General features: G+C 55.1%; 10 protein-coding genes. 8 read left to right on the top strand and 2 right to left on the bottom strand.

The window, feature by feature from the left end; all coding sequences use genetic code 11:
• The first annotated feature begins 13 nt into the window (after positions 1 to 13).
• From algG to K5D32_RS21140, 7 genes are all read left to right on the top strand, one after another.
• Positions 14 to 1,618, top strand: coding sequence for a mannuronan 5-epimerase AlgG (gene algG, locus K5D32_RS21170; protein WP_221593617.1), 1,605 nt, complete (start codon positions 14 to 16; stop codon positions 1,616 to 1,618).
• Positions 1,619 to 1,632: 14 nt separating this feature from the next.
• Positions 1,633 to 3,072, top strand: coding sequence for an alginate O-acetyltransferase AlgX-related protein (locus tag K5D32_RS21165; protein WP_221578052.1), 1,440 nt, complete (start codon positions 1,633 to 1,635; stop codon positions 3,070 to 3,072).
• Positions 3,073 to 3,080: 8 nt separating this feature from the next.
• On the top strand, positions 3,081 to 4,214 hold the full coding sequence (locus K5D32_RS21160; protein WP_221578051.1) for a mannuronate-specific alginate lyase: 1,134 nt from the start codon (positions 3,081 to 3,083) through the stop codon (positions 4,212 to 4,214).
• Positions 4,215 to 4,405: 191 nt separating this feature from the next.
• Positions 4,406 to 5,956 carry an MBOAT family protein gene (locus K5D32_RS21155; RefSeq protein ID WP_221601724.1) on the top strand — a complete coding sequence of 517 codons (1,551 nt, stop codon included), beginning with the start codon at positions 4,406 to 4,408 and terminating at the stop codon, positions 5,954 to 5,956.
• 10 nt (positions 5,957 to 5,966) lie between these two features.
• Complete coding sequence (locus tag K5D32_RS21150; RefSeq protein WP_025258714.1) at positions 5,967 to 7,142, top strand: alginate O-acetyltransferase; 1,176 nt, start codon at positions 5,967 to 5,969, stop codon at positions 7,140 to 7,142.
• Between the two features lie 12 nt (positions 7,143 to 7,154).
• Positions 7,155 to 7,823 carry an alginate O-acetyltransferase AlgF gene (locus K5D32_RS21145; RefSeq protein ID WP_200995182.1) on the top strand — a complete coding sequence of 223 codons (669 nt, stop codon included), beginning with the start codon at positions 7,155 to 7,157 and terminating at the stop codon, positions 7,821 to 7,823.
• A 128-nt stretch (positions 7,824 to 7,951) separates the two neighbouring features.
• Positions 7,952 to 9,403 (top strand): mannose-1-phosphate guanylyltransferase/mannose-6-phosphate isomerase, encoded by a 1,452-nt coding sequence (locus tag K5D32_RS21140; RefSeq protein ID WP_025258712.1) that lies wholly within the window; start codon positions 7,952 to 7,954, stop codon positions 9,401 to 9,403.
• Between the two features lie 136 nt (positions 9,404 to 9,539).
• Here the strand turns inward: K5D32_RS21140 and K5D32_RS21135 are convergent, their stop codons facing one another.
• Together K5D32_RS21135 and K5D32_RS21130 are read right to left on the bottom strand one after the other, a co-directional pair.
• Positions 9,540 to 12,362 (bottom strand): RHS repeat domain-containing protein, encoded by a 2,823-nt coding sequence (locus K5D32_RS21135; protein WP_221601723.1) that lies wholly within the window; start codon positions 12,360 to 12,362, stop codon positions 9,540 to 9,542.
• Between the two features lie 957 nt (positions 12,363 to 13,319).
• Positions 13,320 to 16,112, bottom strand: coding sequence for an RHS repeat-associated core domain-containing protein (locus K5D32_RS21130; RefSeq protein ID WP_221601721.1), 2,793 nt, complete (start codon positions 16,110 to 16,112; stop codon positions 13,320 to 13,322).
• A gap of 346 nt (positions 16,113 to 16,458) precedes the next feature.
• Here K5D32_RS21130 and K5D32_RS21125 point away from each other — a divergent pair, with 346 nt between their 5' ends.
• Complete coding sequence (locus K5D32_RS21125) at positions 16,459 to 16,860, top strand: hypothetical protein (RefSeq protein ID WP_216704976.1); 402 nt, start codon at positions 16,459 to 16,461, stop codon at positions 16,858 to 16,860.
• Positions 16,861 to 16,977 lie beyond the last annotated feature (117 nt).

Raw genomic sequence — 16,977 nt, 5'->3', positions numbered from 1 at the left:
GGAGTGCGATGAGATGAACAGTCAAGCAAGCAATGTGCGTAACCGCACCTGGCCTCACGCCCTGCTCGAAAGCGCAGTGCTGAGCAGCGCGCTGCTGCTGGCCAGCACTGCTGCGCTGGCCAACACTGCGCCGGTCGCCTCCCAGGCGATCGTCAAGGAACTGCAACAGGCCAAGAGCTACACCGTCAGCAGCGCGCCCATCGAGCCGCTGGCGATGGAAAAGCCTGTACTGCCGGACATCAGCGGCTACACCGCTGAAGCGGCCCTGAAAAAGATCGATCGTAGCAAGCCAGGCAAAGTCACCGTGGCGCGCATGATGGAAGAAACGGGCCTGAAGGAGTTCATCGGCGGCGATAACAAGATGGCCGAATGGGTTGCCCGCCAGCGCGGCATCCCGCAAGCCATCATGATCTCCGACGGCTATGTAAGCCTGCAGGACCTGGCCAAGAAAGTGCCCAAGCAGTTTCTGAACGAAGTATCGCCAGGCGTGTACATCGCTCGTCTGCCGATTCTGGTCAAGGAAACCGGCATCTTCGAGATCGACAAGAGAACCAAAGAGCTGCGTCTGTCTCAGGAAAAGGGGTCGTTCCTGGTCAGCGAAGGCAAGTTGCTGATCACTCACACCAAGGTCGACGCCTGGAGTGAAGAACGCAACGGCCTGGCGCTGTATCGCAAGCCTGACGAGTTCCGTCCGTTCCTGCTGACTTGGGGTGGCTCCGAAACCTGGATCGCCAATACCAAGATGTCGAGCATGGGCTATGACCAGAGCAAGTCCTACGGCATCAGTATTTCCCAGTACACACCCAACACCGCGAAGATCCTCAAGCGCCCCGAGCCGACCGGCTGGATTGTCGACTCGGAGTTCTTTGACCTGTGGTACGGCTTCTACTGCTACGAGACTCGCGACTTCGTGGTCAAGGGCAATACCTACAAAGACAACATCGTCTATGGCATTGACCCCCATGACCGCTCGCACAACCTGATCATTGCCGAGAACGAAGTCTACGGGACACGCAAAAAGCACGGGATCATCATTTCCCGGGAAGTGGACAACAGCTTCATCTTCCGCAACAAGAGCCACAACAACAAACTCTCGGGCGTGGTACTGGACCGTAACAGCGTCAACAACATCGTTGCCTACAACGAGATCTACCAGAACCACACTGACGGCATCACCCTGTACGAAAGCGGCAACAACCTGCTGTGGGGCAACCGCGTCATCGCCAACCGCCGCCACGGTATCCGCGTGCGTAACAGCGTGAATATCAAGCTCTATGAAAACGTTGCCATGGCCAACGGCCTGATGGGCGTCTACGGACACATCAAGGACCTGACCAATACCGACCGCGACATCGCCCTGGACCCCTTCGACGCCGAAGTGTCGCTGATCCTGGTAGGTGGCGAGCTGACCAGCAACGGCTCCGGCCCGCTGTCCATCGACTCGCCCCTGAGCGTGGAGCTTTATCGCGTATCGATGCTCGCCCCGACCAAGCAAGTAGGCATCAGCCTCAATGGCATTCTGGGTGAGCGTCAGGACGAGATCCTTGACCTGCTGATACGTCAGAAGAAAGCCGTATTGATCGACCCCGTTGAAAGCCAGACCGAACTGCGGGAATGAGGAAAGGTATTTTTATGCACGCCAAACTGATCAAGCTATTGAGCCTCTCCAGCCTGACCGCCGCCTTGATGGCCGCTGCTGGTGCGGCTCGCGCGGATGACTCGCAAGCGCCGACTTTTACGGCCGAGCCTTGCTGCAGCCTGTGCCCTGCTGCCCATGACGCGAAGAACTACACCACGCGCTATCAGCAGAACTTCACCACCCTGATCCAGGCCGAGGGCGACTGGCTGTTCCGTACCCAGGAAGACCTGCGTACCGAATTCGACACGACGCCCGCCGGCTATCGTCGCCTGAAAGAACTGCACGAAGCGTTCAGGAGCAAGGGTGTGGAACTGGTGATGGTCTATCAGCCGACTCGCGGCCTGGTAGATCGCAACAAACTGTTTCCGGCCGATCGCGACAAATTCGACTACGATAAGGCCCTGAAAAACTATCAGGCCATGCTCGGTCGTTTCAGCAAGATGGGCTATTGGGTGCCGGACCTGTCGCCGTTGACCAACGAGCAACAGGCCCATGATTTCTACTTCCGCGGCGACCAGCACTGGACACCTTACGGCGCACAACGCACTGCGAAAATCGTTGCCGAAACCGTGAAGAAAGTCCCGGGCTACGCCGACATTCCAAAGCGTGAATTCGAGAGTCACAAGTCCGGACGCATGGGCAAGACCGGAACCCTGCACAACATGGCTGGTCAATTGTGCGGCACCAGCTACGCGATTCAGTACATGGATCAGTTCACCACCGAGCCCAAGGGCGAAGCAGGTGACGGCGATCTGTTCGGCGATTCCGGTAACCCGGAAATCACCCTGGTCGGTACCAGTCACAGCGGCAAGAACTACAACTTCGGTGGATTCCTCCAGGAATACATCGGTGCCGATGTGCTGAACGTGGCGTTCCCTGGTGGCGGTCTGGAAGGCGCAATGCTGCAGTACCTGGGCAGCGAAGACTTCCAGCAGCGTCCACCGAAGATCCTGATCTGGGAATTCTCGCCGCTGTATCGCCTGGACCAGGAAACCATCTACCGCCAGATGATGGCACTGCTGGATAACGGCTGCGAAGGCAAGCCTGCGGTGATGAGCGCCAGCACCACTCTCAAGCCGGGCAACAACGAAGTGTTGGTCAACGGCAAGAATGGCATCAAGGACATCCGCAACAGCCAGAACCAGATCGATATCCGGTTCGATGACACCTCGGTGAAAACCCTTCAGGCCAGACTCTGGTACATGAACGGTCGTCACGAGGACCTGAAAATCGAGAAGCCGGACACCGCCGATACCGACGGACGTTTCGCCTTTGAATTGCGTGAGGACGAAGACTGGGCAAACCAACAATTGCTCGCTCTTGAAATCCAGGGCCCGGAAGCCGGAACAGAACCACTGAAAGTCGAAGCAAAAGTATGCAAGCGCAATGCGTTCCCAGGCAGCGCGCAACACACCGCTCAAGCCGGACTATGAGGTGACTTATGCAGACTCCGAAACTGATACGCCCTACCCTGCTGTCGATGGCAATCCTGTCATCGATGGCATGGGTATCGGGCGCATCCGCCACCACAGCGCTGGTTCCCCCCCAGGGTTACCTGGCGCCTATCGAGAAAATGAAAACCGGCAGCCACGATTTCCAGTGTGATGCCGTACCAAAGCCTTACACCGACAAGCTGGTGTTTCGCAGCAAGTACGAGGGCTCCGACAAGGCTCGGGCCACGCTCAATGAAGAGTCCGAAGAAGCATTTCGCGATGCAACCAAAGACATCACGACACTTGAGCGCGGTATCAGCAAAGTCGTCATGCAGTACATGCGTGACGGCCGCCCGGAACAACTCGACTGTGCGCTGAACATGCTCACCACCTGGGCCCAGGCCGATGCGCTGGAGTCCCGTGAGTTCAACCACACCGGCAAGTCCATGCGCAAATGGGCACTGGGCAGCATGGCCTCGTCCTATCTGCACCTGAAGTTCTCCGAGTCGCGCCCGCTGGCCAACCGTCAGCAGCAGACTCAAGTCATCGAAGCCTGGTTCAGCAAGCTGGCCGACCAGGTGGTAAGTGACTGGAGCAACCTGCCCATGGAGAAGATCAACAACCACTCGTACTGGGCCGCCTGGTCGGTGATGGCGACCGCTGTCGCCACCAACCGCCGCGACCTGTTCGACTGGGCCGTCAAGGAATACAAGATCGCTGCCTTCCAGATCGACAAGGACGGTTTCCTGCCGAACGAAGTCAAGCGTCGTCAGCGCGCACTGGCGTATCACAACTACGCCCTGCCGCCACTGGCCATGATCGCAAGCTTCTCCCTGGCCAATGGCATCGATCTGCGTAACGAAAACAACGGCGCGCTCAAACGCCTGGGTGACCTGGTACTCGCCGGCGTCAAAGACCCTGACAACTTCTCTTCCCGCGGTGGCGTGAAGCAGGACATGAGCGAGCTGAAAAAAGATCCGAAATTCGCCTGGCTCGAACCGTTCTGCTCACTCTACAACTGCAGCCCGGATGTGATCGAACACAAGCATGAGATGCAACCGTTCAAGACGTTCCGTCTGGGCGGCGACCTGACCAAAGTCTACGACCCGTCCCATGAAAAAGGTGACAAAGGCGGTTCGTGACTTGAAACCGTAGGAGCTAATTCATTCGCGAAGACGGATTCAGACGCAGCCGATGTGCTGGAGGGACTGACCTCTTCGCGGATGAATCCGCTCCTACAGGATAGGTAGCGTGAGTGTTTTACCCCCCGAATTTCATGGGGGGTTTGGGGGGGCTTTGAGCCCTTGAATGTTGGACAAACGGAGAGATAAGGATGGTTTTCTCATCCAACGTGTTCCTGTTTCTGTTCTTGCCGATCTTCTTCGGCTTGTACTACATAAGCGGGCAACGCTACCGCAACCTGCTGTTGCTGATCGCCAGCTACATCTTCTACGCCTGGTGGCGTATAGACTTCCTGGCACTGTTTATCGCCGTCACTGTCTGGAACTACTGGATCGGCCTGCAGATCGGGGCCAGCGGAGTCAGGACCAAACCGGCGCAGCGCTGGCTGCTGCTCGGCGTGGGCGTAGACCTGTGTATCCTGGGCTACTTCAAGTACGCCAATTTCGGTGTGGACAGCATCAACGCTGCCATGACCTCGATGGGCCTGGAACCTTTCATCCTGACCCACGTGCTGTTGCCGATCGGTATCTCGTTCTACATCTTCGAGTCCATCAGCTACATCATCGACGTCTACCGCGGTGATACACCAGCCACGCGCAACCTGATCGACTTCGCTGCATTCGTCGCGATCTTCCCGCACCTGATCGCCGGCCCCGTGCTGCGTTTCCGTGACCTGGCGGACCAGTTCAACAACCGCACGCACACGCTGGACAAGTTCTCCGAAGGCTGCACGCGCTTCATGCAGGGCTTCATCAAGAAAGTGTTCATCGCCGACACCCTGGCCATTGTCGCCGACCATTGCTTCGCGCTGGAAAACCCGACCACAGGCGATGCCTGGCTGGGTGCACTGGCCTACACCGCACAGCTGTACTTCGACTTCTCCGGTTACAGCGACATGGCAATCGGTCTGGGTCTGATGATGGGTTTCCGCTTCATGGAAAACTTCAAACAGCCTTACATCAGCCAATCGATCACCGAGTTCTGGCGTCGCTGGCACATCAGCCTTTCCACCTGGCTGCGTGACTACCTGTACATCACGCTGGGCGGCAACCGTGGCGGCAAAATCGCAACCTATCGCAACCTGTTCCTGACCATGCTGCTCGGTGGTCTGTGGCACGGCGCGAACATCACTTACGTGATCTGGGGTGCGTGGCACGGCATGTGGCTGGCGATCGAAAAAGCGGTAGGCATCAACACCAAGCCTTACAGCTTCAACCCGATCCGCTGGGCGCTGACCTTCCTGCTGGTAGTTATCGGCTGGGTCATCTTCCGTGCTGAAAACCTGCACGTTGCAGGCCGCATGTACAGCGCCATGTTCAGCTTCGGCGACTGGAACCTGTCGGAACTCAACCGTGCAAGCCTGACCGGCATTCAAGTGGCAACGCTGATCCTGGCCTACGCAACTCTGGCGTTCTTCGGTCTGCGCGACTTCTACCAGGGCCGCTCGGAAAGCGACAAGCCCAAGGCAGACGGCCCGGCGACCGCAGAGCCCGGCACCATCAAGGCAGTACCTGGCGACGCGCCTGGCAGCATCAACCTGCCTGGCTACACCGTCGGTACCAACGCCCAGGTGCAACCGGCCTACTGGACTGCCGACTGGTCTCGCTACGCCATGCGTGCGCTGATCCTGCTGCTGTTCATCGCTTCGATTCTCAAACTTTCGGCGCAGAGCTTCTCGCCGTTCCTTTACTTCCAGTTCTGAGGAGCCTGACATGACCCGTTCATTACGAATCCTCTACGTCACGCTGTTCATGTCACTGCTGGTGATCCTGGGTATCTGGTCGTTGCGCAGTTTCAGCAACTTCTCGACCTCGGCTGAAACCACCGTGCTCGACGGCAAGTGGACCAAGGCGGCGGAAACTCATTACGACGATGAGTTCCCGATCAAGCGCCTGGGCACCAACCTCTGGGCTGCCCTGGACTTCAAGCTGTTCAACGAAGGCCGTCCAGGCGTCGTGGTCGGCAAGGACCAGTGGCTCTACACCGACGAAGAGTTCGATGCCATTGCCAATAGCGAGAAAAACGAAGCGGACAACCTGGCAATTATCCAGGGCGTACGCGACGAGCTGAAAAAGCAGGGTACGGAACTGGTACTGGCGATTGTTCCAGCCAAGACCCGTCTGTATCCCGAGCACATGGGCGATAAAAAACCGGCCACCTTGCACACCGACCTGTACCAGCAATTCCATGCGCAGGTCGCGCAAGCCGGCATCTTCGCCCCTGACCTGCTGGCGCCGTTGCAGGCCGCCAAGCAGAAAGGCCAGGTGTTCCTGCGCACCGACACTCACTGGACTCCGCTGGGTGCAGAAGTGGCCGCGCAGCAACTGGGTGTCGCGATTTCCAGCAAGACTCCGTTGGAAGGTGAACCCGAGCAATTCGTTACTCAGGCCAAAGAAGCAACACCTTACAAAGGCGACCTGACCAACTTCCTGCCACTGGATCCGCTGTTCAGTAATTTGCTTCCAAAGCCAGATGATTTGCAACAACGCAGCACAAATCCTGTCGAAGGAACTGCTGCCGGTGATGATGCCTTGTTTGCAGACACCGAAATTCCCGTTGGCCTGGTTGGCACCAGTTACAGCGCCAACCCCAACTGGAACTTCGTCGGCGCACTGAAGCAGGCACTACGCAGCGACGTCGTCAACTATGCAGAAGACGGTCACGGACCAATTCTGCCGATGCTCAAGTATCTGCAAACCGATGCGTTCAAGACCACTCCACCACAAGTGGTTATCTGGGAGTTCCCGGAGCGTTATCTGCCTGCTCATAACGACCTTGGCGAGTTCGATCAAAAGTGGATCGCCGAGTTGAAAAAGTCACGTGATAGCCAAGAGAACCTGGCCCTTAACACCAAACAATCCGAGTCGCCTGACCAGGCGCAAAACTGAGAGGACTCAATTATGACCCTACAGCACACTCCAAATCGTTCGGCCAAGAAAAGCCTGTTCAAAACCTGCGCGCTGGCTGCAACCCTGGGCCTGATGTCCCTGCAAGCCTTTGCCGGTGACTCCGCCCTCTACGGCCCGACCGCACCGAAAGGCTCGACCTTCGTGCGCGTCTACAACGCCAGCAACGCCGAGATCAGCGCCAGCGTCGGCAACACCAACCTGAACGAAGTCGCGCCACTGGGCAGCACCGCGTTCAGCTTCATGCCACAGGGCGACTACACCGCCAAGCTGGGCAGCCAGACCCTGCCGGTGAAACTGGCGGGTGATCACTATTACACCATCGTCAACAACGCCAGCGGCAAGCCGCAACTGGTTGAAGAAGCTCCGTTCAAGAACAAGCAGAAGTCTCTGGTTCGCGTACAGAACCTCAGCGACAAGTCGCTGACTCTGAAGACTGCCGACGGCAAGACCGAAGTGGTCAAGACCGTAGGAGCCAAAGGCACCGGCGAGCGTGAAATCAACCCGGTCAAAGTCAGCCTGGCGCTGTACGACGGCGACAAGAAAGTCACTGACGTGAAGCCTGTGGCCCTGGAGCGTGGCGAAGCCGCCGTGCTGTACATCACCGGCAGCGGCAGCAACCTCTCGCCAGTGTGGGTCAAGCCACCAGTAGCAACTCGCTAAAGATCAAGTTGGCGGGTTCATGGCCTCTGTCAGCCACGGACCCGCTAGCGCAGTACAAGAACAAGACAGAAACGACAGAAACCACGTACAGCCCTTATTGACTTATTGAATGCTATTGGAGAAACAAAATGATTCCAGTGATCTTGTCAGGCGGTAGCGGTTCACGACTCTGGCCGCTTTCGCGTAAACAATTCCCTAAACAATTCCTGGCACTGACAGGCGAACACACACTGTTCCAGCAAACGCTGGAGCGTCTGGTGTTCGAGGGTATGCAAGAGCCCATCGTGGTCTGCAACAAGGAGCATCGTTTCATCGTAAACGAGCAGTTGGCAGCACTGGACCTCAACACCCAGGCCATCCTGATGGAGCCGTTCGGGCGCAATACCGCACCCGCCGTGGCACTGACTGCGATGATGCTGGTCAATGAAGGCAACGACGAGCTGATGCTGGTCATGCCGGCCGATCACGTGATCGAAGACCAGAAAGCCCTTCAGCGCGCACTGGCCCTGGCCACTGTCGCAGCCGAGCGTGGCGAAATGGTTCTGTTCGGCGTACCGGCCAACAAGCCTGAAACCGGCTACGGCTATATCAAGTCCACCGCCGATGCCCTGCTGCCTGAAGGCGTGAGCCGCGTATCGCACTTCGTTGAGAAGCCAGACGAAAAACGCGCTGCCGAATTCGTCGAAGCAGGCGGTTACTACTGGAACAGCGGCATGTTCCTGTTCCGCGCCAGCCGTTTCCTGGAAGAGCTGAAAAAACACGATCCGGACATCTACGACACCTGCCTGCTGACCCTCGAGCGCAGCCAGGAAGACGCCGGTGCAGTAGAAATCGATGCCGCGACCTTCGCCTGCTGCCCGGACAACTCCATCGACTACGCCGTCATGGAAAAAACCCAACGCGCTTGCGTCGTGCCATTGTCGGCTGGCTGGAGCGATGTCGGCTGCTGGTCGTCGCTGTGGGAAGTGCATGAAAAAGACACCAACGGCAACGTCACCAAAGGCGACGTCGTCATCCAGGACAGCCGCAACTGCATGATCCATGGCAACGGCAAACTGGTTTCGGTGATCGGTCTGGACAACATCGTAGTTGTCGAAACCAAGGACGCCATGATGATTGCCCACAAGGACAAGGTTCAGGGCGTCAAGCAGATGGTCAACACCCTCAACGAGCAGGGCCGCAGCGAAACCCAGAACCATCTGGAAGTCTATCGTCCGTGGGGCTCCTACGACTCGGTGGACATGGGCGGCCGCTTCCAGGTCAAGCGCATCTCGGTCAAACCGGGCGCCAGCCTCTCGCTGCAGATGCACCACCACCGCGCTGAACACTGGATCGTGGTATCCGGTACGGCTCAGGTTACCTGCGACGAGAACGTGTTCCTGCTGACTGAAAACCAGTCCACCTACATCCCGATCGCTTCGGTCCATCGCCTGAAAAACCCGGGCAAGATCCCGTTGGAAATCATCGAAGTCCAATCCGGCAGCTACCTGGGTGAAGACGATATCGAACGTTACGAAGATGTGTATGGCCGTTCCGGTGCGCTGGAAGCGGGCGTGAAGACACAGACGATTGCACGGTAAAAGATAGCGGCAAGCTTCAAGCTGGAAGCTTCAAGTAGCTTGAGGCTTGTAGCTTGCAACTTGTCGCTGACAGAGCAACAAGCCCTCGGCAACCTCCTGCGTATCCCCATCCGCAGGAGGCTGCCGGGGGTTTTTATTACTGGCCAAACCGTCTTCCATAAATTTTTTCCATTCTCCTTAAATGATCATTGAATGAATAGTCGTTCGGTATCCCCGCTCTTGTATCAAAACGGTCCACGGACACTCTATGCAAATTCTCGTACTCATCGGATGACGCCTGAAGACCGACATAAAAACTCCAGAAATCAGCATTATTAGCCAGCCATGTTTCAAATGACTTGAATCCATGAGCCCAGGATCTGTAGCCCTCGCGCATAGCGACATTCTCTTCAATCGTCCTTTCCTTATAGCGGCTTAATTCATCGCGCGTATATTCGGCAGGATAATCAGCACGAGTAGAGAACCCGCTGTAATAGAACTCATCATAAGTATTCAATACAGCGTGCGAGGCTTCATGTATCAAATCAGTCATGCGCCCCATGACATTTTGCTCTCTAAAATTCTGAGTGAAAAATATGCGTTTCTTTGAATCATATGGAAAAACCAGCGCTTTGGTATCCGAAAATGTTTTATCTCCTTGTTTATACTCAAGGAAAACGAGTTGCTCACGCAAATCTCCCCCCTCCTGATAGCGAGAGACACCCTTGATAAGCTCTTCATAACCGGCGACCACATAGTTCACAAACGTGTCATCATTATGGGTGTTATCTGGGACCGGAGCCCCCACAAACTCATAGAGACTGGCTACATCATTTGCTTTCAAACGCTCTACTTCACGCGTCATCATTCTCAGGCTTTCATTGATGGAAACATCAAGGGTAAATACCAAAGGGTGTTCACCCGCCTTCTGCATATCCTCAATCCCCCGGTATTTTACATTCAGACCCCAATAATATTTAAGAGCCATTTCATGCAAATCATTAAAACCCTTATAACCTCGTCCATCACTATCAAACCCGCTACACGGGTTATTCCGGACAAAACCAAACAGATTCAAACCATCCACGGCTCCCGCCGGGTCAGGATTGATCCAGCGTTGCAGCCATGGCGCGTAATACCGTTGACCGTAGTAATACAGCCCGGTTGCATCCCGCTCCTTGCCTGAATAACGCACAGTCTTGTAGTTGGCTTCAATCGCAGTGCGACCTGCCCACCATGACGTTCCACCAAACGGGTAATAACTTTCCTGGCTGATGATTTGCGCTTGAGCATCCAGTTCCAGGGTGCTTGAACCCAGATGATCGTTCAGGCTGTAGCGGTATTGATCGTTGTTCAGTTCGGCTGGCTTTCCGGCCTGCCAGTGCAGAACACGCACGCCGTTGCGCCCGGCCTGTGCCGTGATGACCTGCAAGGTTTCTCCGGTCGCGGTATCGGTGCGGATTTCCAGCCCAGGCAAGTAGCGCACTTCAGCCAGATGGGTGACGGCTTTGGCCTGGGTCGTACGCACTTTGCGCAGGCGCTGACCACTGGCGTCGTAGATGTAACGCTCGCTGTCGTCGAGGCCGGACTCTCGCACCACCGGCTTTACTTCCTGTAACTGATTACGCAGATCCCAGTTCAGGGTTTGCCCGGCTTGCAGTGCCAGCAGATTACCGTTGGCGTCAAACGCTGCGGCAATCTCTTCTTCACTAGGCGGCTGGTTGTTGACCACGGGCAGGCTGCGGTTGCTATGTGAGGCGGTCACCAGTGTTCTGGAATGATTTTGCGACCCGACATGAGTTAATTGCTGCAGGTTGCCGCCTGCATCGTAGTCATAGGTCTGTGTGTAATTGGCCAGTTGTGTGGGGTCTGGCGGGCTCTGGAAATCTGCGAAGACTGGCCCGTGATTGGCCGTCGCCAGCTCTCGTCCCGTGGCTTCTGTCAGTTGATACAGCGTGTCGTATTGATACACCGATACCGGCTCGATGCGCTGATTGGCGAAATACCGGATAGGTTGTGCGCGGTCTTCGATGCGGATGACATTGCCCACCGGATCGTAGTCGTAAATCAAATCCTGCAATGATTCGCCAGCGTTGCGGGCCGCTTTCAACTCCAGCAGGCGACCGTCTTCAGCACCATACAGGGTGCTGGTGATAACTCCATTGCCAGCCGTCTCAGACTCAACACGCCCTTGGGCGTCGTAACGGATATCGCTGACCAACGTCTGTTCCGCTTGCCCCTGGAGTTGTAAATGACACGCTTGCAACTGGCCGGCAACGGAATACGCCGATGTCTGAACATTACCCTGCGCATCGGTTTGCCCGATGACTTCACCGAGCGGGTTATAGGCCCAGCTTGTGGTCGAGCCGCTGCCGGTCTCCAGAAGGGCGTCGCGTTCGGCCTCTGATTCGGGCCAGTCGGGGCTGGTGAGGTCCTTGAGAAAATGCTGCGTCTGCTTGAACACTGCACCAGCCAAACCAAACTCGGCATTCAACCGGGTGCCCGCCGGATCATCGTGACGAATCAACTGGCCACACTGGTTGTGGGAAGCCGAATCCACATCGCCATAGGTCAGACGCTCGACACATTGGTCATTTTCAAAAACGCCCGTTGGCCTGAGCAACGCATCGTATTCCATACGTCGGGCAGTGCCTCGACCATCCCAGGTTTGTAGCGACTCTCGATGCTCGCCCGGCAACAAAACCCGCCAACCGGCATCGACGCTTTCGCAGGCCAGCACCTGAGCGCTGAGGGAGTGAATATTGACAAGGTTGGCCGGCGCGCCGCCTTCCCATAGCCTGGGATCGTAGCTGCCAATCGGCCGACCAGCCGGATCAAAGAGCGAACGATTGATACGCACGACAGGCGCGTCACTGGCTTGCTTGCAGTACCAGGCGACAGAGCGCACGACCAAGCGACGCGGATCAACAATCGCGAGTGTCGGCGTGTATCGATGCAAGTTGTCGGGCTGTCCGTCCATGGCATAGGCCTCTACGAGTCACTGTTTGAAGCTTAGCTCAGCACCTGTAGGCAGCCAAAAGCCTCGGATAACCGGTTTGAGTAGCTGTGAGCTGCAAACGTCAAATCACTGATAGCTCCTAACTTTCAACCTCTTCCCTAACCGGGTGGATAAAAGAACACATGTCCGGTTCTTTTGGATTCCCTACCCACAGCATCAACCGCTTTTAAATGAAAACGATGAAAGCCTTGGACATTTGGCTGATATTCAGTACCGGTGACTTCTGCCATCAGAGTGAACCACCTGTAGACTCTGTATCTCACGCCATGAGCAGAAGTATTCCACAGCAACTTTATAGGGTAATAATTATTGTGTTCCAAGTGAAAATGCCCTGGCACCGGTACTGCCGAATCGCCTTCATCCACTTCGATATGGCTTAGCAGCAGGAGGGAGATAGCAGCAAGCCAGGAACTACAAGCCTCAGTAGTTCTACTTCCATACTTGCCAGTATTTTCATGGCCAGTCAAAGCATACTGGCAATATCAAAGGCATGGGCTATGCCTGACAACTCGTCCCTGATCGTTACAGTTCTCTATTTAGGGTATTTTCACTGCTTGACGAACTTAGCGGTGGGTCTGGCAAGCCCCTCATTGACGTGCAGGCGATAACAAGCCACTGCCCACAACCAGACGACGCGGATCGATGACCGAACTACCCATAGAGTAATCCGTTTGTTTATCCCCACTCGAGGTTCAGGTAACGTTGCTTGGCATTTGTTGACACCGATTAGTTGAAACGTTTTTGCTTCGACGCTCAATCAGCTGGAAGCAGGCGTGAAAACCCAGACGATTGCACGGTAAAAGATAGCGGCAAGCTTCAAGTAACTTGAGGCTTGTAGCTTGCAACTTGTCGCTGACAGAGCAACAGGCCCTCGGCAACATCCTGCGTATCCCCATCCGCAGGGTGTTGCCGGGGGTTTTAGTGGTTCAATCCGCCCCTACGGTGCAGGTTGAATGAAAAGCCGCTACTAGTACCCGTTGTCGGGTTGAAACGTTCAATAGACATTTCATGCAAGCTCATGCTTTTTTCGGACGATATCTGCGTCACGATATAGGTGCCCCAGAAATCTGCTACTTTGGTCAGCCACGTCTCAAACGACTTGAACCCATGCATCCATGATTTATAACCTGCCCGCAAATTGATATTCTTCTGAATTGCCTCTTTCACACTGAAGTTCAAATACCCGGTCGCCATCTCGGGAGAAAGATCCGTCTTTATATCAAATCCTTCATAGTAAAAATCGTCATTGGTTTCCAATTCGAGATGCGATAACTCGTGAATCAACGTGCTGACCCTCGACACGATATTAGACGCCCTGAGCTGACCGGTAAAAAACAAGCGCTTTTGTGGGTCTCCGCCGATCACAAATGCATCCTCTTTCAATTGCGTCCCGTACTGCGCACTTTCAACAAAAACGAGTTGGTCACGTAAATCCCCCCCGTCCTGATAACGAGACATTGCGTTGATCAGTTTTTCGTAACCGGCAGCGACATAAGCCGCAAAAGCATTTGAAACTTCAGAGTTTATTGGGGGAGAAACGCCCAGAAATTTATAGAGGGCGGCTACATCATTTTTCTTCAACCGCTCAACCTCACCCTTCATCCCGGACAGGCTTTCTTCTATTGCAACATCAAGCGTAAATATCAATGGGTACTCACCTGCCTTTTGCATATCCTCCACGCCTCGGTATCTAATCTTTTTATCTTTCTCTACCTGTTTCTCAACGGCATCGTTAATCCCTTGATAAACCAGACCTCCATCATCAAAACCGCTGCATGGGTTATTTCTCACAAAACAAAACAGATTCAACCCATCCACAGCTCCTGCCGGGTCAGGATTGATCCAGCGCTGCAACCAGGGGGCGTAATAACGCAAACCGTAGTAATACAGCCCGGTTGCATCCCACTCTTTGCCGGAATAACGCACAGCCTTGTAGTTGGCTTCAATCGCAGTGCGGCCTGCCCACCATGAGGTGCCGCCAAAGGGGTAATAACTTTCCTGGCTGATGATCTGAGCATCCTTGTCCAGTTCCAGGGTGCTTGAACCCAGATGATCGTTCAGGCTGTAGCGGTATTGATCGTTGGTCAGTTCGGGCGGCTTTCCGGCCTGCCAGTGCAGCACCCGGACATTGTTGCGCCCGGCCTGTGCCGTGATGACCTGCAAGGTTTCGTCGGTCGCCGTATCGGTGCGAATCTCCAGCCCAGGCAAGTAACGCACTTCAGCCAGATGGGTGACGGCTTTGGCATGGGTCGTGCGCACTTTGCGCAGGCGATGACCACTGGCGTCGTAGATGTAGCGCTCGCTGTCGTCGAGGCCGGACTCTCGCACCACCGGCCTTACTTCCTGCAACTGATTACGCAAATCCCAACTCAGGGCTTGCCCGGCTTGCAGTGCCAGCAGATTACCGTTGGCGTCAAACGCTGCGGCAATCTCTTCTTCGCTGGGCGGTTGGTTGTTGATTACTGGCAAGCTTCGATTGCTATGCCTGGCGGTCACCAGCGTACGGGAATGGTTTTGCGACCCGACATGGGTTAACTGCTGAAGATTGCCACCCGCGTCGTAATCGTAGGTTTGCGTGTAATTGGCCAGTTGTGCGGGATCTGGCGGGCTCTGAAAATCTGCGAAGACTGGCCCGTGATTGGCCGTCGACAACTCTCGTCCCGTGGCTTCTGTCAGTTGATATAACGTATCGTATTGATACACCGATACCGGCTCGATGCGCTGATTGGCGAAATACCGGATAGGTTGGGCGCGGTCTTCGATGCGGATGACATTGCCCACCGGATCGTAGTCGTAAATCAAATCCTGCAATGATTCGCCAGCGTTGCGGGCCGCTTTCAGCTCACGCAACCGACCATCTTCACCGCCATACCGCGCAGTGGTGATGACGCCATTCCCTGCCGTTTCCGACTCGACGCGGCCTTGGGCGTCGTAGCGAATATCGCTGACCAGCATCTGCTCCGGCTGCCCATTGAGTTGCAAATGGCAGGATTGCAACTCACCTGCCACCGTTTGGGCAAAGCGCTGAACATTACCCTGCGAATCGGTTTGTCCGATGACCTCGCCGAGCGGGTTATAGGCCCAGCTCGTGGTCGAGCCGCTGCCGGTCTCCAGCAAGGCGTCGCGCTCGACCTCTGATTCGGGCCAGTCGAGTTGAGTGAGGTCCTTGAGGAAGTGCTGCGTCTGCTCGATCACTCCGCCGGTCAGAGCAAACTCGTTATTCAAACACGTGCCTGCCGGGTCGTCGTGGCGAATCAACTGGCCGCACTGGTTGCGGGGAGCCGAATCAACCTCGCCATAGGTCAGGCGCTCGATACATTGGTCATTTTCAAAAACACCTGTTGGTCTGAGCAGACCATCATGCGCCAGGCGCCGAACAGTGCCTCGCCCGTCCCAGGTTTGCACCGATTCACGATGTTCGCCCGGCAATGAAACCCGCCAACCGGCATCGACGCTTTCGCAGAACAGGACCTGAGCGCTGAGGGAGTGAATATTGACAAGGTTGGCCGGCGCGTCACCTTCCCAGAGCCTGGGATCGTGACTGCCAATCGGCCGACCGGCAGGATCAAAGATCGAGCGATGGATACGCACGACAGGCGCATCATTGGCTTGCTTGCGGTACCAGGCGACAGAGCGCACGACCAAGCGACGCGGATCAACAATCGCGAGTGTCGGCGTGTATCGATGTAAGTTGGCGAACTGCCAATCCATGGCATGAACCTCTGCGAGCACCTGCTTGAAGGCTAGCTCAACACCTGCTGGCCGGTGCAAAGACTCGGATAGGTGGCGGCAGTTACAAGCTTAAAACTATAAGCCTCAGCAGTTTGCAGCTTGCAACCTGTAACTTCTCGCAAAACAAACACCAACACCCTGAAACTATTAATCACATATAAGCTCAACTGTCGTTTTCTGTCACAAACAAAAATAGACATACCTACCCAGAGACTCTTAACCTTGCTCGAAGATTTAGAAATATAAGGAAACCCGCCACATAGATATCAATTAAAAACAAACACACCATAAACTTTTTATAAAATCAATTAAAAATGATATTAAAATGAATACTACCGCAAGCAAAACAGAAACCATATCTCTGCAAATAAATCTGAGTAACGCCAAGCCATCCGAGGCTGTACCTATGCCTCATATACGCGAAGCAGGCGAGACCTTGGAGCTGGATGCAGGTATTGCCAACAGAGGGTTCACTCTGGTACTTCCTGCCTTCAAGGATGAGACTTTCGATGAACTTTTCATCACGTTCTCCACCCTGGACTATAGCTCCATAACCAACGCAAGCCTGATCCCATTCATATCGGGACAAGCCTCGATTGATACTGTGACAGAAGAACAGATCGTCGGAAGATTCAAGCCCGGAGAGACAGCAAAGATCCGGGTTTTCCTCAGGGTCTACGGTGATATCTGGGTGCTTAAAGAGTCCCCCGATTACAAAATCGTCTAAAGTCAGGTAAGAAAGCGGCAAGCTATAAGACTCAAACCAATTGCAGGCTTGTAGCTTGTAGCTTGTAGCTTGTAGCTTGTAGCTTGTAGCTTGTAGCTTGTAGCTTGTAGCTTGTAG

The organism is Pseudomonas cichorii, from assembly GCF_019719005.1.
GTDB lineage: Bacteria > Pseudomonadota > Gammaproteobacteria > Pseudomonadales > Pseudomonadaceae > Aquipseudomonas > Aquipseudomonas cichorii_E.
This window is presented reverse-complemented; position numbering and strand designations above follow the sequence as displayed.